This window comes from Delftia sp. GW456-R20 (assembly GCF_001622915.1).
Classification (GTDB): Bacteria; Pseudomonadota; Gammaproteobacteria; order Burkholderiales; family Burkholderiaceae_C; genus Comamonas; species Comamonas acidovorans.
In genome coordinates this window covers 18,280-44,115 of the sequence record NZ_LWCN01000003.1, presented here as the reverse complement: position 1 = coordinate 44,115, position 25,836 = coordinate 18,280, and the positions used below count along the sequence as shown (strand labels likewise).

Annotated in this window: 23 protein-coding genes and 4 tRNA genes; 19 read left to right on the top strand and 8 right to left on the bottom strand. The window is 64.6% G+C overall.

Annotation, left to right across the window (positions count from 1 at the left end):
• Positions 1–65: 65 nt before the first annotated feature.
• Positions 66–2,561, top strand: a complete 2,496-nt coding sequence (locus tag A4F85_RS01450) for a YgiQ family radical SAM protein (RefSeq protein WP_034394236.1) — start codon at positions 66–68, stop codon at positions 2,559–2,561.
• 13 nt (positions 2,562–2,574) lie between these two features.
• Here the strand turns inward: A4F85_RS01450 and A4F85_RS01445 are convergent, their stop codons facing one another.
• The 3 genes from A4F85_RS01445 to A4F85_RS01435 form a co-directional block, all read right to left on the bottom strand.
• Positions 2,575–5,037 carry an EAL domain-containing protein gene (locus A4F85_RS01445; RefSeq protein WP_063325426.1) on the bottom strand — a complete coding sequence of 821 codons (2,463 nt, stop codon included), beginning with the start codon at positions 5,035–5,037 and terminating at the stop codon, positions 2,575–2,577.
• A 332-nt stretch (positions 5,038–5,369) separates the two neighbouring features.
• A complete protein-coding gene (locus tag A4F85_RS01440) occupies positions 5,370–6,368 on the bottom strand; it encodes a CoA transferase (protein WP_063325425.1) in 999 nt (332 codons plus the stop codon).
• A gap of 192 nt (positions 6,369–6,560) precedes the next feature.
• Positions 6,561–7,757, bottom strand: coding sequence for an amino acid aminotransferase (locus tag A4F85_RS01435; RefSeq protein WP_012205827.1), 1,197 nt, complete (start codon positions 7,755–7,757; stop codon positions 6,561–6,563).
• A 128-nt stretch (positions 7,758–7,885) separates the two neighbouring features.
• On the opposite strand from A4F85_RS01435, the gene uvrB reads away from it, so the two are divergent.
• The 17 genes from uvrB to A4F85_RS01350 all read left to right on the top strand — a co-directional run bounded on the left by uvrB (position 7,886) and on the right by A4F85_RS01350 (position 19,567).
• On the top strand, positions 7,886–9,973 hold the full coding sequence (uvrB, locus tag A4F85_RS01430; RefSeq protein ID WP_043782068.1) for an excinuclease ABC subunit UvrB: 2,088 nt from the start codon (positions 7,886–7,888) through the stop codon (positions 9,971–9,973).
• A gap of 225 nt (positions 9,974–10,198) precedes the next feature.
• A complete protein-coding gene (gene iscR / locus A4F85_RS01425; RefSeq protein WP_012205825.1) occupies positions 10,199–10,735 on the top strand; it encodes a Fe-S cluster assembly transcriptional regulator IscR in 537 nt (178 codons plus the stop codon).
• A 135-nt stretch (positions 10,736–10,870) separates the two neighbouring features.
• Entirely contained in the window at positions 10,871–12,091 is a 1,221-nt protein-coding gene (locus A4F85_RS01420; RefSeq protein WP_012205824.1) for an IscS subfamily cysteine desulfurase, read from the top strand.
• 43 nt (positions 12,092–12,134) lie between these two features.
• On the top strand, positions 12,135–12,533 hold the full coding sequence (gene iscU, locus A4F85_RS01415; protein WP_012205823.1) for a Fe-S cluster assembly scaffold IscU: 399 nt from the start codon (positions 12,135–12,137) through the stop codon (positions 12,531–12,533).
• Position 12,534: 1 nt separating this feature from the next.
• Positions 12,535–12,858, top strand: coding sequence for an iron-sulfur cluster assembly protein IscA (gene iscA / locus A4F85_RS01410; protein WP_012205822.1), 324 nt, complete (start codon positions 12,535–12,537; stop codon positions 12,856–12,858).
• A 117-nt stretch (positions 12,859–12,975) separates the two neighbouring features.
• A complete protein-coding gene (gene hscB / locus A4F85_RS01405) occupies positions 12,976–13,494 on the top strand; it encodes a Fe-S protein assembly co-chaperone HscB (protein ID WP_063325424.1) in 519 nt (172 codons plus the stop codon).
• 84 nt (positions 13,495–13,578) lie between these two features.
• Positions 13,579–15,447 carry a Fe-S protein assembly chaperone HscA gene (gene hscA, locus A4F85_RS01400; protein WP_063325423.1) on the top strand — a complete coding sequence of 623 codons (1,869 nt, stop codon included), beginning with the start codon at positions 13,579–13,581 and terminating at the stop codon, positions 15,445–15,447.
• 25 nt (positions 15,448–15,472) lie between these two features.
• Positions 15,473–15,811, top strand: a complete 339-nt coding sequence (gene fdx / locus A4F85_RS01395; protein WP_013802212.1) for an ISC system 2Fe-2S type ferredoxin — start codon at positions 15,473–15,475, stop codon at positions 15,809–15,811.
• A 10-nt stretch (positions 15,812–15,821) separates the two neighbouring features.
• Positions 15,822–16,538 (top strand): DNA polymerase III subunit epsilon, encoded by a 717-nt coding sequence (dnaQ, locus tag A4F85_RS01390; protein WP_034394212.1) that lies wholly within the window; start codon positions 15,822–15,824, stop codon positions 16,536–16,538.
• A gap of 42 nt (positions 16,539–16,580) precedes the next feature.
• A tRNA-Val gene (locus A4F85_RS01385) sits at positions 16,581–16,655 on the top strand.
• A gap of 37 nt (positions 16,656–16,692) precedes the next feature.
• Positions 16,693–16,767: transfer RNA gene (locus A4F85_RS01380), tRNA-Val, on the top strand.
• Between the two features lie 38 nt (positions 16,768–16,805).
• Positions 16,806–16,880, top strand: a tRNA-Val gene (locus tag A4F85_RS01375).
• A gap of 37 nt (positions 16,881–16,917) precedes the next feature.
• Positions 16,918–16,992: transfer RNA gene (locus tag A4F85_RS01370), tRNA-Val, on the top strand.
• A gap of 158 nt (positions 16,993–17,150) precedes the next feature.
• Positions 17,151–18,251 carry an NAD(P)/FAD-dependent oxidoreductase gene (locus tag A4F85_RS01365; RefSeq protein WP_063325422.1) on the top strand — a complete coding sequence of 367 codons (1,101 nt, stop codon included), beginning with the start codon at positions 17,151–17,153 and terminating at the stop codon, positions 18,249–18,251.
• Between the two features lie 202 nt (positions 18,252–18,453).
• Positions 18,454–18,765 (top strand): DUF883 domain-containing protein, encoded by a 312-nt coding sequence (locus A4F85_RS01360; RefSeq protein WP_012205816.1) that lies wholly within the window; start codon positions 18,454–18,456, stop codon positions 18,763–18,765.
• Positions 18,766–18,773: 8 nt separating this feature from the next.
• Positions 18,774–19,193, top strand: coding sequence for a phage holin family protein (locus A4F85_RS01355; protein WP_012205815.1), 420 nt, complete (start codon positions 18,774–18,776; stop codon positions 19,191–19,193).
• Between the two features lie 2 nt (positions 19,194–19,195).
• On the top strand, positions 19,196–19,567 hold the full coding sequence (locus A4F85_RS01350; RefSeq protein ID WP_012205814.1) for a hypothetical protein: 372 nt from the start codon (positions 19,196–19,198) through the stop codon (positions 19,565–19,567).
• Positions 19,568–19,724: 157 nt separating this feature from the next.
• On the opposite strand, the gene A4F85_RS01345 is transcribed toward A4F85_RS01350, so the two are convergent.
• Positions 19,725–20,771: a quinone-dependent dihydroorotate dehydrogenase gene (locus tag A4F85_RS01345; protein ID WP_013802216.1), complete on the bottom strand. Its 1,047-nt coding sequence runs from the start codon at positions 20,769–20,771 to the stop codon at positions 19,725–19,727.
• A 34-nt stretch (positions 20,772–20,805) separates the two neighbouring features.
• On the opposite strand from A4F85_RS01345, the gene rpiA reads away from it, so the two are divergent.
• Positions 20,806–21,498, top strand: a complete 693-nt coding sequence (rpiA, locus tag A4F85_RS01340) for a ribose-5-phosphate isomerase RpiA (RefSeq protein ID WP_063325421.1) — start codon at positions 20,806–20,808, stop codon at positions 21,496–21,498.
• 21 nt (positions 21,499–21,519) lie between these two features.
• Here the strand turns inward: rpiA and A4F85_RS01335 are convergent, their stop codons facing one another.
• From A4F85_RS01335 to folD, 4 genes are all read right to left on the bottom strand, one after another.
• Positions 21,520–21,894 carry a hypothetical protein gene (locus A4F85_RS01335; RefSeq protein ID WP_231890415.1) on the bottom strand — a complete coding sequence of 125 codons (375 nt, stop codon included), beginning with the start codon at positions 21,892–21,894 and terminating at the stop codon, positions 21,520–21,522.
• 39 nt (positions 21,895–21,933) lie between these two features.
• Positions 21,934–22,623 carry a glutaredoxin family protein gene (locus tag A4F85_RS01330; RefSeq protein WP_063325419.1) on the bottom strand — a complete coding sequence of 230 codons (690 nt, stop codon included), beginning with the start codon at positions 22,621–22,623 and terminating at the stop codon, positions 21,934–21,936.
• 207 nt (positions 22,624–22,830) lie between these two features.
• Positions 22,831–24,879: a M3 family metallopeptidase gene (locus tag A4F85_RS01325; RefSeq protein WP_063325418.1), complete on the bottom strand. Its 2,049-nt coding sequence runs from the start codon at positions 24,877–24,879 to the stop codon at positions 22,831–22,833.
• A gap of 74 nt (positions 24,880–24,953) precedes the next feature.
• Positions 24,954–25,808 carry a bifunctional methylenetetrahydrofolate dehydrogenase/methenyltetrahydrofolate cyclohydrolase FolD gene (gene folD / locus A4F85_RS01320; protein ID WP_012205808.1) on the bottom strand — a complete coding sequence of 285 codons (855 nt, stop codon included), beginning with the start codon at positions 25,806–25,808 and terminating at the stop codon, positions 24,954–24,956.
• Positions 25,809–25,836: the final 28 nt, after the last annotated feature.

Genomic DNA, 25,836 nt, shown 5'->3' with positions numbered 1-25,836 from the left:
TGAGTGCCGAAACGTACACTGGCCGGTTCCTTCCGCACAGGCTCCCAGAAGCCGAACCGCCCATCATGAACGCCCCCGTTGACGTTTCCTTTTTCCATCGCGCTGCCAAGCCGCTGACCAGCTACCGACCGTACTGGGCCAAGCGCTTCGGCACGGCCCCGTTCCTGCCGATGAGCCGGGCCGAGATGGACCAGCTTGGCTGGGACAGCTGCGACGTGATCCTGGTGACGGGCGATGCCTATGTGGATCACCCCAGCTTCGGCATGTCGGTGATCGGCCGGGTGCTGGAGGCGCAGGGCTTTCGCGTGGGCATCATCGCCCAGCCCGACTGGCAGAGCGCCGAGGCCTTCAAGGCCCTGGGCCGTCCCAACCTGTTCTGGGGCGTGACGGCGGGCAACATGGATTCGATGATCAACCGCTACACGGCCGATCGCAAGATCCGCTCCGACGATGCCTACACGCCGGGCGACGTGGGCGGCAAGCGCCCCGACCGCGCGGCCATTGTCTACAGCCAGCGCTGCCGTGAGGCATACAAGGACGTGCCCATCGTGCTCGGCGGCATCGAGGGCAGCTTGCGCCGCATCGCCCACTACGACTATTGGAGCGACAAGGTGCGCCGCTCCATCGTGGTGGACAGCAAGTGCGACATCCTGCTGTACGGCAACGCCGAACGCGCCCTGGTCGAGGTGGCCCACCGCCTGGCCGCGCGCGAGCCCGTGGAAAGCATTACCGATGTGCGCGGCACGGCCTTCTTCCGCCGCGAGTCGGAAGCGGGCTGGTTCGAGCTGGACTCCTCCGTGGTGGACGAGCCCGGTGTGGTCGAGCCCCACATCAACCCCTACATGACCACCAGCGAGCAGGCCGAGGCCCAGGGCCAGACCTGCTCCAAGGAAGAGGGTGATGCCGCCGCGAAGCCGGACGGTGCCTCGGTCGCCGCCGTTCAGACCATCCAGTTCGTGCCCAACCCGTCGCTGCGCGGCAAGGGCAAGCAGCCGCCGCGCGACAAGACCGTGCTGCGCCTGCCCAGCTACGAGCAGGTCAAGGCCGACCCCATCCTCTACGCACACGCCAACCGCGTCCTGCACCTGGAGACCAACCCCGGCAACGCCCGCGCCCTGGTCCAGGCCCACGGCGAGGGCGTGACCGCGCGCGATGTGTGGCTGAACCCGCCCCCCATTCCGCTGACCACGGCCGAGATGGACTGGGTCTTCGGCCTGCCCTATGCGCGCAGCCCCCATCCCAGCTATGCCGACGCCAGCGGCAGCCATGAAGGCGAGACCAAGATCCCGGCCTGGGAGATGATCCGCACCTCGGTCAACATCATGCGCGGCTGCTTCGGCGGCTGCACCTTCTGCTCCATCACCGAGCATGAGGGCCGCATCATCCAGAGCCGTTCCGAGGAGTCCATCATCCAGGAGGTCGAGGACATCCGCGACAAGGTCAAGGGCTTCACCGGCACCATCTCCGACCTGGGCGGCCCCACGGCCAACATGTACCGCCTGGGCTGCAAGAGCCCCGAGATCGAGGCCGCCTGCCGCAAGCCCAGCTGCGTGTTCCCCGGCATCTGCCAGAACCTGCACACCGACCACGCTCCGCTGGTCAAGATCTACCGCCGCGCGCGCAATCTGCCGGGCATCAAGAAGATCCTGATCGGCTCGGGCCTGCGCTACGACCTGGCCGTGAAGTCGCCCGAGTACGTCAAGGAGCTGGTGCAGCACCATGTGGGCGGCTATCTGAAGATCGCGCCTGAGCACACCGAGTCCGGGCCGCTGACCAAGATGATGAAGCCGGGCATCGGCAGCTATGACCGCTTCAAGCAGATGTTCGAGCAGTTCAGCGAGGAAGCGGGCAAGAAGCAGTACCTGATTCCGTACTTCATCGCGGCCCACCCGGGCACCAGCGACGAGGACATGATGAACCTCGCCATCTGGCTGAAGAAGAACGGCTTTCGCGCCGACCAGGTGCAGACCTTCTATCCCAGCCCCATGGCCACGGCCACGGCCATGTACCACTCTGGCCGCAACACGCTGACCAAGGTGCGCCGCGAGATGCGCGACGTGAACGAGGAGTCGGTGGACATCGTGCGCGGTGAAAAGCGCCGGCGCCTGCACAAGGCGTTTCTGCGCTACCACGACCCGAACAACTGGCCGCTGCTGCGCGAGGCCCTCAAGGCCATGGGCCGTGCCGACCTCATCGGCAACGGCAAGCAGCACCTGATCCCCACCTTCCAGCCCCTGGTCGATGGCGGCTACCAGAGCGCGCGCCGCAAGAACAGCACGCAGGGCACGGGCGTGGCCGCACGTGCCGTGGTATCCCAGCAAGGCAAGGCCTACGCCCTCAACAAGGCCGGCGGCAAGAATGCCGGGCCGGGCAAGGTGCTGGCAGAGTCGCGCGAGCCTGCGGGCGATGTGCGTTTCCGTTCCAGCCAGCCCCAGCCGGGCCGCATGCTGACCCAGCACACGGGCCTGCCGCCGCGCCCCGGTGTGGGCGGTCCTTCCCGTTCTGCGGGCGCTGCCGGTTCGGGCCGCAAGGCGGCGCCGGGCGGTCGCAAGCCGCGCTGACGCGCCTTTGCCTCTAGCTGGCGGCCGGCGCCAGCGTGCCCTGCCATTCGCGGCGGGCGGCCTGGGCTCCGCTTTCAAAGTAATGCGTGTCCAGCGGCACGGGCCGTGCCAGGGCAAAGCCCTGTGCATAGTCCACGCCCACGGCCTGAAGGGCCTGGGCGATCTCGCGGGTTTCCACATACTCGGCCACGGTGCGCTTGCCCAGAATGTGGCCTATGCGGTTGATCATCTCCACCATGGCGTGGTTGCTGGGGTCCTGGAGCATGTCGCGCACAAAGCCGCCGTCGATCTTCAGATAGTCCACGGGCAGTTGCTTCAGATAGGTCAGCGAGGACATGCCCACGCCAAAGTCGTCCAGCGCAAAGCGGCAGCCCAGGGTGCGCAGGGCCTGGATCAGCCTGGTGGCACTGGACAGGCTGGCGATGGCGCTGGTCTCCGTGATCTCGAAGCACAGCAGCTGCGGCGCAATGCCATGCGTGCTCAGCTGTTCCTGCACGAAGTCCAGCAGCCCGTCGTCATCCAGGCTGGGGCCTGACAGGTTGATGGCGCAGGTGTCGATGTGGCGCAGTGCGGCCGGATGCTGGGCCAGCGTGGCCAGCGTTCTGGCGATCACCCACCGGTCCACCGTGGGCATGATGCCGTAGCGCTCGGCCGCGGGAATGAAGGTGGCCGGCGAGATGATCTGGCCCTGCTCGTCGCGCAGCCGCAGCAGCACCTCGAAATGCAGGCCCCGCTGGCCGTCGGGCTGCAGCGGTGCAATGCTTTGGGCGTACAGGCAAAAGCGCTCCTGCTCCAGCGCCATGCGTATGCGTGTCACCCATTCCATCTCGCTGACGTGGCGGGTGTACTCGCCATCGTCGCTGCGGTAGACGTAGATGCGGTTGCGGCCGCGCTCCTTGGCGCGGTAGCAGGCCATGTCGGCCATGCGCAGCAGGTCCTGGGCCGACTGGACCTCGCCGCCGATGTGCACCAGGCCGATGCTCAGCCCCGTGCGCAGCACCTGCTTGCCCCAGTGCACGTGCAGGGCCTCGGTCGCCTGGCGCAGCTTCTCGGCAATGCGCAGGGCGGGCTCGGGCGGGCAGTTCTCCAGAAGAACGCCGAATTCATCTCCGCCCAGCCGCGCGAGGGTGTCGGTCTCGCGCAGGTTGTGCAGCAGCAGGCGGCTGACCTCGCACAGCATCTCGTCGCCCGCCGGGTGGCCGCAGGTCTCGTTGATGAGCTTGAACTGGTCCAGGTCCATGTACAGCACGGCCGAGGGCCGCAGCCTGTGCTGGCCCTGGTTGAGCAGGCGCTGCAGGCGGCGCTCGAACTCGACGCGGTTCTCCAGCCCGGTCAGCCCGTCGTGGCTGGCATGCCAAGACAGTTGGTCCAGATATTGCTGCTCGCGCGAGACATCCCTGAGCACGATCACCGCACCGGCTGGGCGCTCTCCGCCGCCGCTGATGGCCGACCCCATGAGCTTGACCGGCACGATGCTGCGGTCATGGCGCCGCAGCCAGCGCGTGTGCTCCTCGCGCAATTGCTGGCCCGACAGCAAATGGGCCAGCAGGCTTTCCGCGGTCTGGGTGGTGTCGATGCTGTTGAAATGCAGGCCCTTGGCCAGGTGCTGGCCCTTGAGCTGCTGCTCGCTGCTGCCCAGCAGGCCCAGCGCGGCGGGGTTGGCATAGTCCACCACGCCCTGGGCGTCCGTGGTGATCACGGCGTCGCCCAGCGAGGCCAGCGTGGTCTGGGCCCTTTCCTTTTCCGTCAGCAGGTCGTTTTGCACCTGCTGGCGCTGCTGCAGCATGCGCCGCGTATGCCAGAGCGCCACCAGGATCAGCGCCACACCCAGCACCAGATGGATGCCCTGCAGCCACATCACCATCTGCCGTGAACTGCGGCCCAGCGAGGCGCTGAACTGCTGGGTGGCCGGTGTGACGCCGGCGTTGATCTGCTCGATCTCGCGTTTCCAGGTGATGGCGTCCTCGGCGCTGACGCTGCCCACGGCGTGGCGCTGCTCTATCTCCTGGGCCAGCCTGTCGAGCTGCTGCAGGTACTGATCGCCTTGTTTCCAGTAGCGATAAGGCTCTTCCAGAAGCTCGACATGGCGGAAGGTCTGCATGAGCCAGATCAGCGCCTCGGCATCTTCAGGGTGGTTGCCTCCCAGAAGAATGCCGGCACGCGCATCCTTGACCCTGGCTGGCACATCGTCCAGCGCCATGCGCGCCTGCCAGTCGCCTGCGGGAATGGCCATGGCCTGCTCGAAGCGCGCCAGATCGCGCGCCGAGCCGCTGTCCACATAGCGGCTCAGGGCGTAGATGGCGTCCTTCTGTGCCTTGGACCACAGGCTTTCCCCGGCCACAAAGGCCCGCACCGCAGAAACCAGGTACAGGCTGCCGCTGGCCATGACCACCAGCACCACGACCACCAGCACCAGGGGCCAGATGCGCTGCACCAGCTGCAGTACCGGCACATGGGCTGGGGGCTGGCTTTGCATGGGCGGAGCAGGGGAGGGTTGGCCGTGTGGGCGGCTCAGGCGCTGGCGCCAATGCGCCGCAGAACTGGCGCCGTATGGCTGGGTGGCTGACGCGTCCCGGATATCCGGGCGGTTGATGGATGTTCTCGAACCATGGGGCTGCCTCCAGATAAGCCGATTATGGGTGTTTCCAGATGTGTTCGGGTTGTCCGGTTGTATGCGCAACTCCGATTTAAGAGGAGCGGGCTATTACGGTAAAGAGGGTCATTGGCCGCAGCATGCCCGCATGCTGCGGCCAGCCATGACCTGCGCGGCTTGTAGGTTGCGGGCAGGTGGTGCTTTTAGGTGTCCGCCTACAAGCGAGGCTGTGCCTGGGGTGGGGCGGGCAGAGGGTGCAGGGGCAGATCGTGCTGCTCGGCCAGGTCTGCCAGCTCGGCGCAGGACAAGGGGGCCAGGAAGGCTTGCAGAGCTGCATGCATGGCGGGGCTGCGCATGCTGGCGATGCTGCCATCGCCATTCACCGACGCCACGGCGCACAGGCGGGCCGCGAAATGCGGCTCCAGGGCCGCCACGGCCACCGATCCATCGGCGCAGGCGTAGACGCGATAGCCTGCGTGCGCGCCGCCCACATCGCCATCGGGCCGGGTCAGGCCCCAATGCCAGGGCAAAGCCAGCCACTGCGCGGCCTGGGCCAGGCCTGTTTCCTGGAGACTGCCGTGGCCGCTGCGCTGGCGCAGCAGCCAGGCCTTGAGCACGGCTTCGCTGGCCATCAGCGCACCGGCCATGTCGGCAAACAGGCTGGGTGGCATGGCACCGCCCTGTACCAGCCCCGCCTCGGCCTGATAGGTCAGGTCATGGCCCGGCACATCGGCCAGGGCTCCCGCGCTGCCGACGATGCGCACCAGCGACAGCTGCGGATGGCGCTGCTGCAGCGACGTCCAGTCCAGCCCCAGCTTGGCCAGTGCGGCGGGGCGGAACGAGGTGAGCAGGATGTCGGCCGCATCCAGCGCATCGTGCAGCGCCGCCTGTCCTTCCTCGCTTTTGAGCTGTGCCTGCCAGACCGCAATGCCCTGGTGCATATCGGCATAGGCTTGCGGGCTGTAGTGCGCCATCGGGTCTGCACCGGCCACACCGGCTGCACCGGCCGCACCGGCCGCGGCGGGCTGTGCAGACGGAGGCTCCAGCTTGCTGCACTGCGCGCCCATGGCGGCACAGCGCATCAGGGCGGCGGGGCCGGGCAGATTCAGGGCCAGGCTCAGGATGCGCACGCCCGACAACGGCAGCCCGTTGGTGGGGGAAGAGGAGAGGGGTGCGTGTAGCGCAATGGGTTCAGCAGGCGCGTGATCGGGCATGGGAATGGGGCGTCTCGTTGTGCATTCGGTTTTCAACTGCACGCATGATCGCATCCATGCCTCCCAGGGCCTGGCGCATACCGGACGGTGAGGATGCAAAAGCCGCCCGGAAAAAGAAAATGCCGCCAGGGCAATGCACCGTTGGCGGCATGTCTGCAAACCCGGCACATGGCCGGGCAGCCGGGGTGGGGGTCAGACCACCTTGGCGATCGACTGGCAGACGTAGTCGATGTTCTTGCTGTTGAGCGCGGCCACGCACATGCGGCCCGTATCCGTGCCGTAGACGCCGAACTCGGTGCGCAGGCGCACCATCTGGTCCTTGCTCAGGCCGGAGTAGCTGAACATGCCGATCTGGGTGGTGATGAAGCCCATGTCCTGCTGGACACCGGCAGCCTTCAGGCCGTCAACCAGCTTCTGGCGCATGGCCTTGATGCGCACGCGCATCTCGCCCAGTTCCTTTTCCCACAGTGCGCGCAGCTCGGGGTTGTTCAGCACGGCGGCCACCACGGCACCACCATGGGTGGGCGGGTTGGAGTAGTTGGTGCGGATGACGATCTTGAGCTGGCTCAGCACGCGGGCCGCTTCTTCCTTGTCGTTGGCCACCACCGACAGCGCGCCCACGCGCTCGCCGTACAGGCTGAAGCTCTTGGAGAACGAGGTCGAGACGAAGATGTTCAGGCCGGCGGCCACGAACTTGCCGATCACGGCGCCGTCTTCGGCAATGCCGTGGCCAAAGCCCTGGTAGGCCATGTCGAGGAAGGCCACCAGACCCTTGGCCTTGACGGCAGCGATCACCTGGTCCCACTGCTCGGCCGTGATGTCATAGCCGGTCGGGTTGTGGCAGCAGGCGTGCAGCACCACGATGGTGCCGGCGGCGGCCGCGTTCAGGTCGGCCAGCATGCCTTCGAAGTTCACCTTGCGGTTGACCGCGTCGTAGTAGGCATAGGTGCCCACTTCGAAGCCTGCGTTGGTGAAGATGGCCTTGTGGTTTTCCCAGCTCGGGTCGGAGATCAGCACCTTGGCGGCGGGGCTGATCTTCTTGAGGAAGTCGGCGCCGATCTTCAGGCCGCCGGTGCCGCCGATGGCCTGCACCGTGGACACGCGGCCGGACTTGACGACGTCGGACTCGGCGCCGAACACCAGGCCCTTGACTGCGGCATCATAGGCAGCGATGCCGTCGATGGGCAGGTAGCCGCGGGCCGTGGGCTTGTCCATCATCGCCTTCTCGGCGGCCTGCACGCATTCGAGCAGGGGCAACTTGCCGTTGTCGTCGAAGTACACGCCCACGCCCAGATTCACCTTGCTGGGGTTGGTGTCGGCAGCGAACTGCTCGTTCAGACCCAGGATGGGGTCGCGGGGGGCCATTTCGACGGCGGTAAACAGAGACATGAAGCGTCCTTGGGATGTCTTGGGAGGTGGAAAAAACGCGGCTAGCCCCAAGCTACGGTAGGCTTTCGGGTTAACCCATGAATTCTAGCGATCTCGCCGGCCGATACTCACTTTTGCGAACCCACGTCATGCACGAAGTCTCTGATTCCTCTCCAGCACCTGAGGCCTCCGGCCAGTTCGTGCATTTCGCGGACTCCCCCTTCGAGCTGTTCCAGCCCTATCCGCCGGCCGGCGACCAGCCCGCCGCCATTGAAAAGCTGGTCGAAGGCATCCAGGACGGCGAATCCTTCCAGACCTTGCTGGGCGTGACGGGCTCGGGCAAGACCTTCACCATGGCCAACGTGATCGCCCGCCTGGGCCGCCCGGCCATTGTCTTCGCGCCCAACAAGACGCTGGCAGCGCAGCTGTACAGCGAATTCCGCGAGTTCTTTCCCAAGAACTCCGTCGAATACTTCGTCAGCTACTACGACTACTACCAGCCCGAGGCCTATGTGCCACAGCGCGACCTGTTCATCGAAAAGGACAGCGCCATCAACGAGCACATCGAGCAGATGCGGCTGTCGTGCACCAAAAGCCTGATGGAGCGGCGCGACGTGGTCATCGTCGCCACGGTCTCGGCCATCTACGGCATCGGCGAGCCTGAAAGCTACCACCGCATGATCATGACGCTGCGCACCGGCGACCGCATCAACCAGCGCGACGTCATCGCGCAACTGATCCGCATGCAGTACCAGCGCAACGACCAGGACTTCAGCCGGGGCAAGTTCCGCGTGCGCGGCGACACCATCGACGTCTTCCCCGCCGAGCATTCCGAACTGGCCATCCGCATCGAACTCTTCGACGACGAGGTCGAAAGCCTGCAATTGTTCGACCCGCTCACGGGCCGCGTGCGCCAGAGCATTCCGCGCTTCACCGTCTACCCCAGCAGCCACTACGTCACGCCGCGCGACAAGGTCCTGGCCGCCGTGGAAACCATCAAGCTGGAGCTGGCCGAGCGGCTCAAGCAACTGGTGGGAGACGGCAAGCTGGTCGAGGCCCAGCGCCTGGAGCAGCGCACGCGCTTCGACCTGGAGATGCTCACCGAGGTCGGCCACTGCAAGGGCATCGAGAACTACACCCGCCACCTCTCAGGCGCCGCACCCGGCGAGCCGCCCAGCACCCTGACCGACTACCTGCCCGGCGACGCCCTCATGTTCCTGGACGAGAGTCACCAGATGATCGGCCAGCTCAACGCCATGTACAGCGGCGACCGCTCGCGCAAGACCACGCTGGTGGAATACGGCTTTCGGTTGCCTTCGGCGCTGGACAATCGGCCGCTCAAATTCGAGGAATTCGAGCAGCGCATGCGCCAGGTCATCTTTGTCTCCGCCACGCCTGCAGACTACGAGAAGACCCACTCGGGCCAGGTCGTGGACCAGGTCGTTCGCCCCACAGGCCTCATTGATCCTGAAATCGAAGTGCGCCCGGCCACCAATCAGGTGGACGACGTGCTGCAGGAAATCCGCCTGCGCGTCGAACGCACGGAGCGTGTTCTCATCACCACGCTGACCAAGCGCATGGCCGAGCAACTCACCGACTACCTAAGTGAAAACGGCGTCAAGGTGCGCTATCTGCACTCCGACGTGGAAACGGTGGAGCGTGTGGAGATCATTCGCGACCTGCGTCTGGGTGTCTTTGACGTGCTCGTGGGCATCAACCTGTTGCGCGAGGGGCTGGACATCCCCGAAGTCTCGCTGGTCGCCATCCTCGATGCCGACAAGGAAGGCTTTCTTCGCGCCGAACGCAGTCTCATCCAGACCATCGGCCGCGCCGCGCGCAACCTGCATGGCAAGGCCATCCTCTATGCGGACCGTGTCACGGAGTCCATGAAGAAGGCCATCGGCGAGACCGAGCGCCGCCGTGCCAAGCAAATAAGCTTCAACGAGGAAAACGGAATCGAACCCAAGCAGATTGTCAAGCGGGTGAAAGACCTGATTGATGGTGTCTACAGCGAAAAAAGTGGCAAGGAAGCGGAACGCCTGCAGGCCAATCAGCTCGAAAGAGCGCGTGTCGAGGACATGTCCGAAAAAGATGTGGCCAAGGAAATCAAGCGTCTGGAGAAGCAGATGCTCGAACATGCGCGCAGCCTGGAGTTCGAACAGGCTGCGCGGGTGCGCGATCAGCTGGCGCTGCTCAAGGAGCAACTGTTCGGAGGCTCATCCGTGCAGGTTTCCTGAGGCGGCGCCTGGTCTGAAGCCCGTTAGCTCCTGTTACCCGACAAAATTGATGGGGAATGTGGTACACTAAGGGTCAACACTCAACAACAACAAAAACTTCGATGAAAAGAAGGGCTCTGAACCTTTTGAACAGGACGGAGTAAGGGCGGAGACTGTGCCCAACTCCAGTCAAATCGCTGGAGCGGGTGTTTCTGTAACGTACAAGCCTGACTGAAGGAGCTCGTAATGCGTCTCACCACCAAAGGCCGTTTTGCGGTCACTGCCATGATCGATCTGGCCCTGCGCCAGAACAATGGCCCTGTCACGCTGGCAGCCATCAGCCAGCGGCAACAGATTTCCCTGTCGTATCTGGAACAGCTGTTCGGCAAGCTGCGCCGCCATGAACTCGTCGAGTCCACCCGTGGACCCGGTGGCGGCTACACGCTCGCCCGCAAGGCTGGCGACATCACCGTGGCCGACATCATCGTCTCCGTGGACGAACCCATTGACGCCACCCAGTGTGGCGGCAAGGAAAATTGCCTGGGCGAAGCCGGCCGCTGCATGACGCATGAGCTGTGGGCCGCACTGAACCAGCGCATGGTCGAGTTCCTCGATTCCGTGACGCTGCAAAAGCTTGTGGACGAACAACTGGCCAAGGGCATCCAGATCGAGGACAAGCCCGTGGTGCGTCGCGCGATTTCCACGGCGCCCGTGGTCAAGCCCATCCGTGTGAATGCCCCGAACTCGGTATTCGCGCTGGGCAATGCCTTCGCCAAGTCCTGATCGACTTTTGACACCCTGAGGGCAGGGCACCGCCGCGCATGGCTGTGTGGCGCGGTGTTGTCCGCCTGGATGGATTCACCGGAGTTCATCGCCTTCCCGTTTTTTTGCCAGCCTGAACCTTGATAAGAGCCAGTCATGGACATGACCCCGCATTTCCCCATCTATCTCGACTATGGCGCGACCACCCCTGTGGACCCTCGCGTGGTGGACGCCATGATTCCTTGGCTGCGTGAGCATTTCGGCAACGCCGCATCGCGCAGTCATGCCTGGGGTTGGGAAGCCGAGGAGGCCATCGAGAAGGCCCGCGGCCAGGTCGCAGACCTGATCGGCGCGGATCCCCGTGAGATTGTCTGGACCAGCGGTGCCACCGAGTCCATCAACCTGGCCATCAAGGGCGCGGCGCATTTCTACCAGGGCAAGGGCAAGCACCTGATCACGCTCAAGACCGAGCACAAGGCCGTGCTCGACACCATGCGTGAACTCGAGCGCCAGGGCTTTGAGGTGACCTACATGGACGTGCAGCCTGATGGCCTGCTCGACATCGAGGCATTCAAGGCCGCGCTGCGCCCCGACACCATTCTGGTCAGCGTGCTCTTCGTGAACAACGAAATCGGCGTCATCCAAGACATTCCCACCATCGGCGCGCTGTGCCGTGAGAAGGGCATCTTGTTCCATGTGGATGCCGCGCAGGCAACGGGCCGCGTGGAGATCGACATGTCCAAGCTGCCGGTGGACCTGATGAGCATGACCGCACACAAGACCTATGGCCCCAAGGGCGTGGGTGCCCTGTATGTGCGCCGCAAGCCACGTGTGCGTCTGGAAGCGCAGATCCACGGTGGTGGCCATGAGCGCGGCATGCGCTCGGGCACGCTGCCTACGCACCAGATCGTCGGCATGGGCGAGGCCTTCCGCATTGCCAAGGAAGAAATGGCTGAAAGCAACGCCAAGGCCTACGCGCTGCAGCAGCGTCTGCTCAACGGCTTGAAGGATCTGGAGCAGGTCTTCATCAACGGCAGCATGGAGCACCGTGTGCCGCAGAACCTGAACATGAGCTTCAACTTCGTCGAAGGCGAGTCGCTCATCATGGGCATCAAGGGTCTGGCGGTGTCCTCGGGATCGGCCTGCACGTCGGCCAGCCTGGAGCCCAGCTATGTGCTGCGTGCACTTGGCCGCAGCGACGAACTGGCGCACAGCAGCCTGCGCATGACGATCGGCCGCTTCACGACCGAAGAGGAAATCGACTACGCGATCAGCACCATCCGCACCAATGTGGTCAAGCTGCGCGAACTCAGCCCGCTGTGGGAGATGTTCAAGGACGGCATCGATCTCAGCACCATCCAATGGGCGGCTCACTGAGCATTGGCCGGCACGCGAATCAAGTATTGAAGAGGTAGACATCATGGCTTATTCCGACAAAGTGGTAGACCACTACGAAAATCCCCGCAACGTGGGCTCGTTCGACAAGAACGACGAATCGGTGGGCACCGGCATGGTCGGCGCTCCTGCCTGCGGCGACGTGATGAAGCTGCAGATCAAGGTCAACCCCGAAACCGGCGTCATCGAGGATGCGCGTTTCAAGACCTATGGCTGCGGTTCCGCGATTGCCTCGTCTTCGCTGGTGACCGAGTGGGTCAAGGGCAAGACGCTGGATGAGGCGGCTGCGCTGAAGAACAGCCAGATCGCCGAAGAGCTGGCTCTGCCTCCCGTCAAGGTGCACTGCTCCATCCTGGCCGAAGACGCCATCAAGGCAGCGGTCGATGACTACCGTGCCAAGCGCACTGCGGTGGTGGCCGCCTGATATGGCGATCTCGCTGACCGATTCTGCGGCACGCCACGTGAGCCGCTACCTGTCGCGCCGCGGCAAGGGTATCGGCGTGCGCCTCGGGGTCAAGACCACGGGCTGCTCTGGCCTGGCCTACAAGCTGGAGTATGTGGACGAGCAATTGCCCGAGGACGTGATCTTCGAGGACCACGGCATCAAGGTGCTGGTCGATCCCAAGAGCCTGGCCTATATCGACGGCACGGAGCTGGATTTCGTGCGTGAGGGCTTGAACGAAGGCTTCAAGTTCCACAACCCCAACGAGCGTGATCGCTGCGGTTGCGGCGAGAGCTTTCGCATCTGACCGGCATCTGCCGGGTGGCCGGGCCTTTGTGGCCTGGAGGCATGCCCGGCAGGCCCTGATTTCTTCTACTCCCTCAAGAGGCCGCCTTCGCTTCGGTGCTGGCGGCTTTTTATCGACATGAACCTGCAATCGGACGATTTCGAGCTGTTTGCGCTGCCGCGCCAATTTGCGCAGGAGCGCAGCACCATTGACGCGCGCTGGAAGGAGTTGCAGCGCGAGGCCCACCCTGACCGCTTTGCTTCGCAGGGAGCCGCCGCGCAGCGCGTGGCCATGCAATGGTCGGTGCGCATCAACGAGGCCTATCAGCGGTTGAAAGAGCCACTCAGGCGCGCAGCGTATCTCTGCGAATTGCTGGGTGCACCCGTGCGTGCCGAGGACAACACGTCCATGCCCACCGCCTTTCTGATGCAGCAAATGGAGTGGCGCGAGGCGTTGGAAGAGGCGCAGGACGAGGCTGCCCTGGATGCGCTGGACGACGAGGTGCTGCAGGCGAGAAAGAGCATGCTGGCTGAATGCGGTCGTCAGCTGGACAAACTGCACGATGCGCAGGCGGCTGTGCAGCAGGTCAGAGCCCTCATGTTTGTTGCGCGATTTGCGCAGGACATAGAGCGTCGCCGCGATCAACTGGGACAATAACCCGCGATCCGCACCTCCCACGAGAGACCCTCATTCACAAGGCAGGCCGGCCGGCCCGGACCTGCAATTTCCCCGAGTATTTTCATGGCGCTTTTGCAGATTTCCGAACCCGGTCAGTCCCCCGATCCCCACCAGCGGCGCATTGCCGTGGGCATCGACCTGGGCACCACGCATTCGCTGGTCGCCGCTGTCCGCAATGGCGTGGCCGAATGCCTGCCGGATGACCAGGGCCGAGTGCTGCTGCCTTCTGTCGTGCGCTATCTGCCCCAGGGCCGCCGCGAGATCGGCCACGCCGCCCAGGCTGCACTGTCTACCGATGCGGGCAACACCATTGCCTCGGCCAAGCGCTTCATGGGCCGCACGCTGGCTGACATCGATTCGCCGGAAAAGCTGCCTTACCGCTTTGCGGAGCAGGAGGCCGGCCGTGGCGTGATCGGGATCGAGACCGTCGATGGCACCAAGACAGCCGTGGAGGTCAGCGCCGAGATCCTGGCCACGCTGCGTTTCCGTGCCGAAGACACCTTCAATGATGACATCCATGGCGCCGTCATCACCGTGCCCGCCTACTTTGACGATGCACAACGCCAGGCCACCAAGGATGCTGCAAAGCTCGCCGGCATCAACCTGCTGCGCCTGATCAACGAGCCCACGGCTGCAGCCATTGCCTACGGCCTGGACAACGGCTCCGAAGGCGTCTACGCCGTCTACGACCTGGGTGGCGGCACTTTCGATATTTCTATCCTGCGCCTGTCCCAGGGTGTGTTCGAAGTCGTCTCCACTGGCGGCGATTCGGCCCTGGGGGGTGACGACTACGATGCGGCTTTGGCCGAGTGGGTGGCCCAGCAGACCGGCGTGGTTCCCCAGACGGCCGAGGACAAGGCCCGCTGGCGCATGGCGGCACGCCTTTGCAAGCAGGCATTGACGGATGCACAGGTCGCAACGCTCACGGCCGAGCTGTCTACCGGCGCTGTGCATTTCGATGTAAAGCGCAGCGATTTCGATGCGAGCACGGCCCATCTGACGGCACGTTCGCTGGCGGCCGTGCGCCGCGCGCTCAAGGACGCAGGGCTGGCGCGCGACGAAGTGCAGGGCGTGGTGCTGGTCGGCGGTTCCACCCGCATGCCCCAGGTGCGCGAGGCCGTGGCCGAGTTCTTTGGCCGCGATCCTCTCATCAATCTCAACCCCGACGAAGTCGTCGCGCTGGGGGCCGCCATCCAGGCCAACCAGCTCGCTGGCAACAGCTCCAGCGGCGACATGCTGCTGCTCGACGTGATTCCTCTGTCCCTGGGCGTGGAGACCATGGGCGGCCTTGTCGAGCGAATCATCAGCCGCAACGAGACCATTCCTACAGCCCGTGCCCAGGACTTCACCACCTACAAGGATGGTCAGACGGCCCTGGCCGTCCATGTGGTGCAGGGCGAGCGCGACCTGGTGGCGGACTGCCGCAGCCTGGCGCGTTTCGAGCTGCGCGGCATCCCGCCCATGGCGGCCGGCGCGGCCCGCATCCGTGTGACCTTCACCGTGGATGCCGACGGCCTGCTGTCGGTAGGCGCCAAGGAGCAGACCAGTGGCGTCGAGGCCCATATCCATGTCAAGCCTTCGTACGGCCTGTCTGACGACGAGGTTGCCCGCATGCTGCAGGACGGCTTTGCCACGGCCCAGCAGGACATGCAGGCCCGCGCACTGGTGGAGGCACGTGTCGACGCCGATCGCATGCTGATGGCCACCGAGAGCGCTCTGCAGGCCGATGGCGATGTGCTCGCCGCGGACCAGCGCGCAGCCATCGATGCGCTGATCGACGCCCTGCGCGCCAGCGTGGGCTCCGAGGATGCCGCCGTCATCGAGGCCGCGACACAAGCGCTGGCCAAGGGCACGGAGTCCTTCGCCGCCGAGCGCATGAACCGCAGCATCCAGCAGGCCCTGGCCGGCAAGAGCGTGCAATCCCTTTCCTGATTTCTGATCCGACAGCAGATCCGTCATGCCCGTTATCAAAATACTTCCCCACGCCGAATACTGTCCCCAGGGAGCCGAAATCGAGGCGCCCGCCGGAACCTCGATCTGCGAGGCCCTGCTGGACAACAACATCAAGATCGAACATGCCTGCGACATGAGCTGCGCATGCACCACCTGCCATGTGGTGGTCAAGGCGGGCTACAACTCGCTGAACGAGGCCGAGGAAGAGGAGGAAGACCTGCTGGACCGCGCCTGGGGCCTGCAGCCACAGTCCCGCCTGTCCTGCCAGGCCATCCTGGCACGCGAGGACGTGACCATCGAGATTCCCAAGTACTCGCTCAATCACGCCAAGGAAAACCACTGAGGGCCAGCGCATGTCGCGTCAAATCATTCTCGACACTGAAACCACTGGCCTGTCAGCCGACAACGGCGACCGGCTCATCGAGCTGGGCTGCGTGGAGATGGTCAACCGCAAGCTGACCGGCAACAACCTGCATCTGTATTTCAATGCGGGGCGCGACAGCCATCCGGACGCGCTGCGCGTGCACGGCATCACCACCGAATTCCTCAAGGACAAGCCGCGCTTCGAGCACAAGGTCGAGGAGATCTGGGAGTACCTGCAGGGCGCCGAGCTCATCATCCACAACGCGCCCTTTGACCTGGGGTTCCTGAACAAGGAGCTGGAGCTCGCCAACCGCCCGCCGATCCGCCAGTGCGTGAGCGGGGTCATCGACACCCTGGTCATGGCCAAGGAGATGTTCCCTGGCAAGCGCAACTCGCTCGATTCGCTGTGCGATCGCCTGGAGGTGGACAACTCCGGGCGCACGCTGCACGGCGCCTTGCTGGATGCGGAGCTGCTGGCCGATGTCTACATCAACCTCACGCGGGGCCAGGAGGCCTTGTTGATGGCGGAAGAGCCTGTCCAGTCCGAGGGTGGGCTGGTCGTGGCGCAGGTGGATCTGGCCAGCTTCAAGCTGCGCGTGGTGCACGCCAATGATCAGGAGCTGGCCGCACACGAGGATGTGATGGTGCAGATGGACAAATCGAGCGGCGGCAAGACAATTTGGCGCGGCTTCGAAAATCAGTCCTAGAAGTTATGACATAATCTAAGTCTTGTCGCAGTAACGACATATGGGTGATTAGCTCAGCGGTAGAGCACTGCCTTCACACGGCAGGGGTCACATGTTCGATCCATGTATCACCCACCATTTTTTCCAAAGAGGTTGGCCTAGCAGCCAGCTTCGCGGGTGATTAGCTCAGCGGTAGAGCACTGCCTTCACACGGCAGGGGTCACATGTTCGATCCATGTATCACCCACCAGTTTTTTCCAAAGAAGTTGGCCTAGCAGCCGGCTTCGCGGGTGATTAGCTCAGCGGTAGAGCACTGCCTTCACACGGCAGGGGTCACATGTTCGATCCATGTATCACCCACCATTTTTTCCAAAGAGGTTGGCCTAGCAGCCAGCTTCGCGGGTGATTAGCTCAGCGGTAGAGCACTGCCTTCACACGGCAGGGGTCACATGTTCGATCCATGTATCACCCACCAATCAAGCCCTCCTGAAATCTGTTCAGGAGGGCTTTTTCATTTCCGCTCGGTGCATGGTTTTCAGGCCCTGGAAATTCCAATGCGTCCAGATGATCTGTGGCGCATTCGTGTCTGACGCCGTCTGATAATCGGCTGCTGGACGGCGAAAGGGCAGAAAGATGAGCGAACAGGTCGATTGCGTGGTGGTGGGTGCGGGCGTGGTGGGGCTGGCGGTGGCCAGGGCGCTGGCGTTGCAGGGCAGGGAGGTCATGGTGCTGGAGGCGGCTGAAGCCATTGGCACGGGCACCAGCTCGCGCAACAGCGAGGTCATCCACGCCGGCATCTACTATCCCGAAGGTTCCTTGAAAGCCCGTTTGTGCGTCGAAGGCCGGCAGCGTCTCTACGCCTACTGCGGTGAACGCGGCATTGCCCATCAGCGATGCGGCAAGCTCATCGTGGCAACGGATGAGGCGCAGCGCGGACAGCTCCAGACCATTGCACGCAAGGCCGAAGCCAATGGCGTCCACGACCTGCGTTGGCTTGAAGGCGCCGAGGCACGTGCCATGGAGCCCGCGCTGCACTGTGCGGCGGCACTGCACTCCCCCAGCACCGGCATCATCGACAGCCACGCACTGATGCTGGCTCTGCAGGGCGATCTCGAAAACGCAGGCGGCATGGTGGTCTGCCATGCCGAGGTGCAGGAGGCAGCCCTCACTCCAGGCGGCGTGTGGCTGCGCACGGCCGATGGGACGGAACTGACGGCCCGCACCCTGGTCAATGCGGCAGGTCTTCATGCGCCATTGCTGGCGGCCCGTTTGCAGGGGTTTCCGCAGCAGTTTGTTCCGCAGGCCTTCTATGCCAAGGGCAACTATTTCACGCTGTCCGGGCGGGCACCGTTCTCGCGCCTGATCTATCCCGTGCCCGAGGCGGCGGGCCTGGGCGTGCATCTCACGCTGGACATGGGTGGCCAGGCCAAGTTCGGCCCCGATGTGCAGTGGGTCGAGAGCCCAGGCGATCTGCAGGTCGATCCCGTGCGCGCCGACGCCTTCTACGCAGAGATCCGCCGGTATTGGCCGGGTCTGGCCGATGGCGCGCTGGTGCCCGGCTACGCCGGCATCCGCCCCAAGATCAGCGGCCCCGGCGAGGCCGCCGCAGACTTCGTGATTCAGGGGCCTCAGACCCACGGCGTTGCGGGCGTGGTACAGCTGCTGGGCATCGAGTCACCGGGATTGACCAGCTGCCTGGCCATTGGCACGCACGTGGCGCAATTGCTGGCCTGAGGATCTGCCGGTTCACGACACACGGCCACGGCAGGCCTTGTCTGACAAGGCTCAGGCCCTCTCGCTTCCCGGAAGCCCCGGAACAATTGGATAAGATGCTTGCATGTAACAAGGGCCTTGCCCATGTTGCGTGACAGGTATCGGGCGACATGATTGCCTGCTCCCCGCTGTATTTGTTTTCACCTCAATAGAAAGGCTCATCATGACGAAATCGATCACTGACACCGTCTCCACCGCACAAGCCGATCTTGAAAAACTGGTTGGCGACCTGCGTGGTCTGCTGTCCGCAAAGGAGCTGGATGCCGTGCCGGAAATCCATATGCTGCGCCAGCGTATCGATGATGGCATGTCCAATGTGCGTGAGTCCGCGGTGCGTGCGGCGCAGGAAGCGGCCCGCCAGGCCAAGGATGCTGCCTACGCTGCCGATCGCTACGCCCACGATGAGCCGTGGCGCGTCGCAGGTGCTGCCCTTGCCATGGGCGCCTTGCTGGGCTTCCTGCTGGGTCGTCGCTGATCAACGGCATGCCTGACCAGAAAAGGATGCCTGTGAATTGGATTTCCCTTCTGGGTTTGGATGCCTGGGTGGCGCGCTGGCGCGCTTCCGTGATCGAGCTGGCCATTGCCGCAGAAGACCGCACGGACCTCGCGCGGCTTGAATGGGCCGAGCACAAGCGCAGCATGCAGACGGTGGTCGTGCTGCTGATTGCGCTTGCTGGACTCAGCGTCGTGGTCATGCTCACGCTGTCGGTGGCCTTGCTCGTGCAGTTCTGGGACACCGAGCACCGCGTGCTGGTGGGCTGGCTGGTGGGCGGTGGCTGGCTGGCGGTCTGGGCCATCGCCCTGTGGCAATTGCTTGCTGCCGTGCGCCGCCTGGCCCGCCCCTTCATCCTTACCCGCAACGAGCTGAGCCAGGACTGGCAGGCGCTGAAGAAGAGGCTGTAGCCATGGTCGATGCTTCCAACGCTTCCCCGTCCCGCAACGCTGTCACGCCGCCCGCGCCCACGGGGCTCAATGCGGAGCTCTGGGTCACATCCACCGTTGAGCAGCAGCAGGTGATGCAACGCATTGCCCAGCAGCGCGAGCGCCTCAAGGCGCGCTCTGCGGCCGTGGCCCAGGCCCGGGCATTGAGCCGCTCTGCCACCCAGGTGCAGCCCGATGCACCGCTGGTGGAGCGTGCCATCACCTTTGCGCGCCTGCATCCCGTGGCCGTGGCCGTGGCGGCCGGTGCCGCGCTGATGGTGGGTCCGCGCAAGCTGCTGCGATTCGGCACCACCGTCATGCCCCTGATCCTGCGCTGGCAGCAGCGCAGGGGTTGAGGGCCGAGAAGCCTGCTTCTCTCCCAAAGAAAGAAAACGCCCGGCATGCCGGGCGTTTTCGCGTTCAGCGTTCAGTGCGCCAGCACTGGCTGTGTGGTGTCTTGACTCAGCTGCCTTGACTCGGAACGGCCAGGCAGCCACCTGTCTGGCACGGTCCTCAACGCAGCTGGGCTATGGCGCGTGCGGTCTCGGGCACCAGGGCAGGGCCTCGGTAGATCAGGCCGCTGTAGATCTGGACCACGTCGGCGCCTGCGCGGATTTTGCTGACGGCATCTTCGCCGCTGAGAATGCCGCCCACGCCGATGATGGGGTAGCGGCTGCCCAGGGCGGAACGCAGCTGGCGGATGACCTGGTTGCTGGCCTCCAGCACCGGCGCACCGGACAGGCCGCCCGTTTCCTGCGCGTGGGGCAGGCCCTTGACGGCTTCCCGGCTGATCGTGGTGTTGGTGGCGATCACGCCATCCATGCCATGGCGCTGCAGCGTGGCGGCGATGACGCCGACCTGCTCTTCATCCAGGTCGGGTGCGATCTTCACGAACACCGGCACCCGCTTGCCATGCTGCGTGGCCAGCTGCTCACGGCGCTCGGCAATCGCACCCAGCAGGGCGTCCAGCGCTTCGTCGCTTTGCAGGGCGCGCAGGTTCTTGGTGTTGGGCGAGCTGATGTTCACCGTCACGTAGTCGGCATGCGGGTACACGCCGTCCAGCGCCTTGAGATAGTCGCTGGTGGCGTCTTCGATGGGAGTGGTGGCGTTCTTGCCGATGTTCAGCCCCAGCAGCATGGGTTTGCCCTGGGCGCGGGCCTGCGAGCGCTTGACGTTGCTCAGGAAGGCATCCAGGCCTTCGTTGTTGAAGCCCAGGCGGTTGATCAGCGCATTGCGTTCGGGAATGCGGAACATGCGCGGCTTGGGATTGCCCGGTTGCGGGCGGGGCGTCACGGTGCCCACCTCGACGAAGCCGAAGCCCATGGCGGCCAGCGCGTCGATGCAACGTGCATTCTTGTCCAGACCCGCTGCCATGCCCACGCGGTTGGGGAACTTGAGGCCGGCAAGCTCGACGGGGTCACTCACCATGGGCTGTGCCCACGCCTGCTGCAGGAGCGTGTTCTGCCCCTTTGCCATCAGGTTCATCGTGAGATCGTGGGCGGATTCGGGGTCCATGCCGAAGAGAAAGGGACGGGTCAGGGCGTAGGGGATCAGAGACATGGGGATAATCAAAGGATTACCTGGATTTTCCCTCATGACGACATCTGCTGCCTCTTTTTCCCAAGATGAACTCAAAGCCCTGGTCGGGCAAGCCGCTCTGGCCTATGTGGTGCCCGGCGAAATCGTCGGCGTTGGTACCGGCTCCACGGTCAACAAGTTCATCGATGCACTGGCCACCATCAAGGACCAGATCCCGGGCGCCGTGTCCAGCTCCGTGGCCAGCACCGAGCGCCTGAAGGCGCTGGGCATCAAGGTGCTGGATGCCAACGAAGTCGCCAGCCTGTCGGTCTACATCGACGGAGCCGACGAGATCGACGGCCGCGGCTACATGGTCAAGGGCGGTGGCGCCGCACTGACGCGCGAGAAGATCGTCGCTGCGCTGGCCGAGCGCTTTGTCTGCATTGCCGATGCCTCCAAGCGCGTCGAGGTGCTCGGAGACTTTCCGCTGCCTGTGGAGGTGATTCCCATGGCGGCTGCCCAGATTGCGAACCGCTTCAAGGCCATGGGTGGCCGCGCCGAGATCCGCATGAAGGACGGTGCGCCCCTGGTGACGGACAACGGCCAGCACATTCTTGATGTGCGTGGCCTGAAAATCGCCGAGCCGCTGGCCTTCGAGTCCGACGTCAACCAATGGCCTGGCGTGGTGACCGTGGGAGTGTTTGCGCACCAGAAGGCATCGGTCTGCCTGCTGGGCACGCCCGAGGGCGTGCAGACGCTCAACTATTGAGCGAAGGCCCTCCGGCCTCGGCTAGCCGAGGCTCTCGAACGCCACGGCGCCTGTGATCCACGCGAGCAGGGCCAATGCACCCAGGCACAGCGCGCGCAACGAAGCTTGCGCGCGCTGTTTTTTGTGGCGCTGCATGAGCAGGGCTATGGCCGCCAGCCCCGTGTAGGCGGCAAGGAACGCAGCCGTCGCCATGTAGTAAGCCAGACGGTTGAGGCCATTGCCCAGGCCTCCGTCATGCATGAACCACAGTGTGATCAGGCAAGGCACCAGCGCCAGGATGGCCAGCCTGAAAGGCTCGCGCCATGAAGGCCTTGCAACCAGGGTCCACGCGATGAGCGCGGGCAGGCCGACAAGAATGCCCAGCCTGGCCAAAGTCCAGACCATGTCGGACAGCATGGAATCCACGGCCGGGCTCCTGACTGCGGCAGTGTCTGCCTAGAAACTCAAGCCTGCGGGGTTGTCGCTGGTGCGTGCACCAGGTGCAGGGGCGGGGATGGGGGTGCGTCTGTTTCCCTGTTCCTGGGCGGTGGGTGCCGCAGCGGGCGCTGATGCAGCCGGTACGGCAGGCTTGGGTGTGGTCAGGGGCTGCGCTGGTGGCCGCTTGTACTGGGCAGGCAGTTGGGAGCTTGCGGGATAGCCTGCGGCATCCAGGTACTGCGTCCATTCGCTGGAGGAGAAGCCGGTAAGAAATTGCTTGCCGACGGTGGCAAACGGCAGTCCGGTCTGCCCGCTGAGCTTGTTCAGGGCTGCCGCGTCCGCCTCGGTCTGCACCAGACGCTCGGCATAGGGAATGCCTCTGGATTGCAGCAACTGACGCGCGCTATCGCAGGGCGCGCAATCGGACGAGGAGTACAGCGTCACCGGAAAGCGGTCAGCAATCTGGCGCAGCGCATAGGGCAGGCCGGCGTTGCTGTCCGAGGCGCTTGCAACTGCCTGGGCGGCAGGCGCTGCCTGCTGCTGGGCGCTTTGGGCCGGGCGGTCCGAGAAGGTGACTTTTCCATCGGGGCCGACGATGCGGTACACCTGCTGCGCACCGGCCGGCATTGCGGCGGCAAGGCAGGCGAGGGCGAGGCATGGCATCAGGTGGCGCAGGGCGCCGCGGCCAAGGCTGGGAGAAGACTGCATGGACGATCTCGGTTTCGGAAGAAGGGTTTCGTGCCGGGGGCCACCACTCGTCGGATGGATGCCCGCACAGGAGTGCCTGCAAGCATAGCGTGCCATTCATCCTGGGCCATCTTCTGGAGCCACAGGATGTGGCTGCGCGCATCAGATGGGGTGGCCGGGCCAGGAAAAAGCGCCCCGTCGGGGCGCTGCAGACCTGGGGCCGGGCTCTCAGGCCTGGGCCATGCCCTGGTGGCGCAACAGCGCATCCAGCTGGGGTTCGCGGCCACGGAAGGCCTTGAACGACTCCATGGCCGGGCGGGCCCCCCCGGCCTCCAGAATCGCCTCACGGTAGCGGCGGCCTGTCTCGGGGTTGGGGGTTCCATCGGCCAGCATGGTTTCCTCGAAGGCCGCATAGGCATCTGCCGAGAGGACTTCAGCCCACTTGTAGCTGTAGTAGCCGGCTGCGTAGCCGCCTGCAAAGATGTGGCTGAAGGTGTGGGCCGAGCGGCTGTAAGGGGGCGACGGCAGCACGGCCACCTCGGCGCGCACGCGGGCCAGCAGCGGCATGATGTCTGCCTTCGGATCGTGCTCGGTATGCAGCAGCATGTCGAACAGCGAGAACTCGATCTGGCGCAGCGTCTGCATGCCCGACTGAAAGTTCTTGGCTGCGATCATCTTGTCGTACAGGGCGCGCGGCAGCGGCTCGCCGCTGTCCACGTGGGCGGTCATGTGCTTGAGCACTTCCCATTCCCAGCAGAAGTTCTCCATGAACTGGCTTGGCAGCTCCACGGCATCCCATTCCACGCCCGCGATGCCTGAGACGTCGCGCTCGTTGACCTGGGTCAGCATGTGGTGCAGGCCGTGGCCCGTTTCATGGAACAGCGTGATCACGTCATCGTGCGTGAGCAGGGCCGGCTTGCCATCGACGCCGGTGGCAAAGTTGCAGACCAGGTGAGCGACCGGCGTCTGCAGCCTGTGGTTGTCAGGGCGCAGCCAGCGGGTACGCACATCGTCCATCCAGGCGCCGCCACGCTTGCCCGATCGCGCCGGCTGGTCCAGGTAGAACTGGCCGACCAGCTCGGGGCCTTGCGGCGTGCTGCGCTCGATGCGGTAGAACTCGACGGCGGGATTCCAGACCGGCGCCGCGTCGCGGCGGATGGCCACGTCGAACAGCGTCTCGACGATCTTGAACAGGCCGGCCAGCACCTTGGGCGCAGGGAAGTACTGCTTGACCTCCTGCTCGCTGAAGGCATAGCGTGCCTCCTTGAGCTTTTCGGAGACATAGGCCCAGTCCCAGGGCTGGGGATCGGCCAGGCCCAGTTCATCGCATGCGAAGGCGCGCAGGTCGGCGACATCCTTCTCGGCATAGGGGCGGGCCCGGTGCGCGAGATCGCGCAGAAAGTCGATCACCTGCTGTGGCGAATGCGCCATCTTGGGAACCAGCGAAATCTCGCCGAAATTGCGGTAACCCAGCAACTGCGCCTCTTCCTTGCGCAGGGCCAGGATCTCCGAGATGTTGGCCGTGTTGTCGAAGCGGATGGCATCGCCCTCGGCCTGGTCGGAGGCGCGTGTCACATAGGCGCGGTAGAGCTTCTCGCGCAGCGCACTGCTGGCCGCGAACTGCATCACGGGCAGATAGCAGGGCATCTTCAGCGTGAGCTTGAAGCCTTGCTTGCCTTCGGCCTCGGCGGCGGAGCGGGCTGCCTGGCGCACATCCTGCGGCACGCCGTCCAGCTCTTCGGCCGTGGCGTAGTAGGCGAATGCATCGGTGGCGTCGAGCGCGTTCTCGCTGAACTTCTGCGTCAGTTCGGCCGAGCGTTCCTGGATCTTGGCAAAGCGCAGCTTGTCCTCGCCCCGCAGCTCGGCGCCGGAGAGCACGAAGTTGCGCATGGCATGGTCCCAGGCCGCACGCTGCTCGACATTGAGCGTGGCGGGGTCAATGGCCTTGTACTTGGCGTACAGGCGCTCGTCGGCACCCAGACGCGTCCAGAATTCGGTGACCTTGGGCAGGGACTCGTTGTAGGCGGCGCGCAGCTCCGGCGTATCGGCCACGCTGTTGAGGTGGCTGACAGCGCCCCAGGCCGTTCCCAGCTTCTCGGTGGCGACATCGAGCACGGCCGAGATCGAATCCCAGCGCGCCGGAAAGTCGGGTGCCGTGACGGTCTCCAGGGCCTCTGCGGCCCCGGTCAGCAGGATATCGATGGCCGGGCCGACATCGGCAGGGCGTATGCGATCGAAGAGGGGCAGGTCGGAGGATTCGAGGAGGGGATTGCTCATGCGTGTCAGATGCCGTCGGGTGCATTGAAATCAAGCGGCTCCCAGGGAGCCGCCCGATGCTTGTCAGCTCCTGGTCAGCCGGCGGCGCGCTCGGCCGCCTCCATGGTGTTGACCAGCAGCATGGTAATCGTCATGGGGCCGACACCGCCGGGTACGGGCGTGATGAAGCCGGCCACTTCCTTGACGCCGTCAAAGTCCACGTCGCCGCAGAGCTTGCCTTCGTCGTTGCGATTCATGCCCACGTCGATGACCACGGCGCCAGGCTTGCACATGTCGGCCGTCAGCACGTTGCGCTTGCCGACGGCGGCGACCACGATGTCGGCCTGGCGCGTCATGGCCGCGAGATCGGCCGTGCCGCTGTGGCAGATGGTGACGGTGGCATTGGCGGCCAGCAGCATCATGGCCATGGGCTTGCCGACGATGTTGGAGCGGCCGATGACCACGGCATGCTTGCCGCGCAGGTCCTTCATGCCGATGGATTCCAGCATCTTCATGCAGCCGTAGGGGGTGCAGGCCTTGAAGCCGACCTCGCCCACCATCAGTGCGCCTGCACTGGCCACGTGAAAGCCATCCACGTCCTTGAGCGGCGAAATGGTCTCGATGACCTTGTGGTCGTCGATGTGTGCGGGCAGCGGCAGCTGGACCAGGATGCCGTGGATGCTGGGGTCGTTGTTCAGCGCCTCGACGCGGGCCAGCAGTTCGGCCTCGGTCATCGAGGCATCGTACTTCTCCAGCACCGAATGAAAGCCTGCGTCCTCGCAGGCCTTGACCTTGTTGCGCACATAGACCTGGGAGGCAGGGTTGTCTCCGACCAGGACCACGGCCAGGCCGGGCGTGGTGCCGCGGGCCTTCAGGGCGGTGGCGCGCTGAGCGACTTCGGCACGCAGTTGGCGGGAGAGGGCGTTGCCGTCGATGAGTTGGGCTGTCATTGCAGTGAATACCAATAAAAATGCTGCT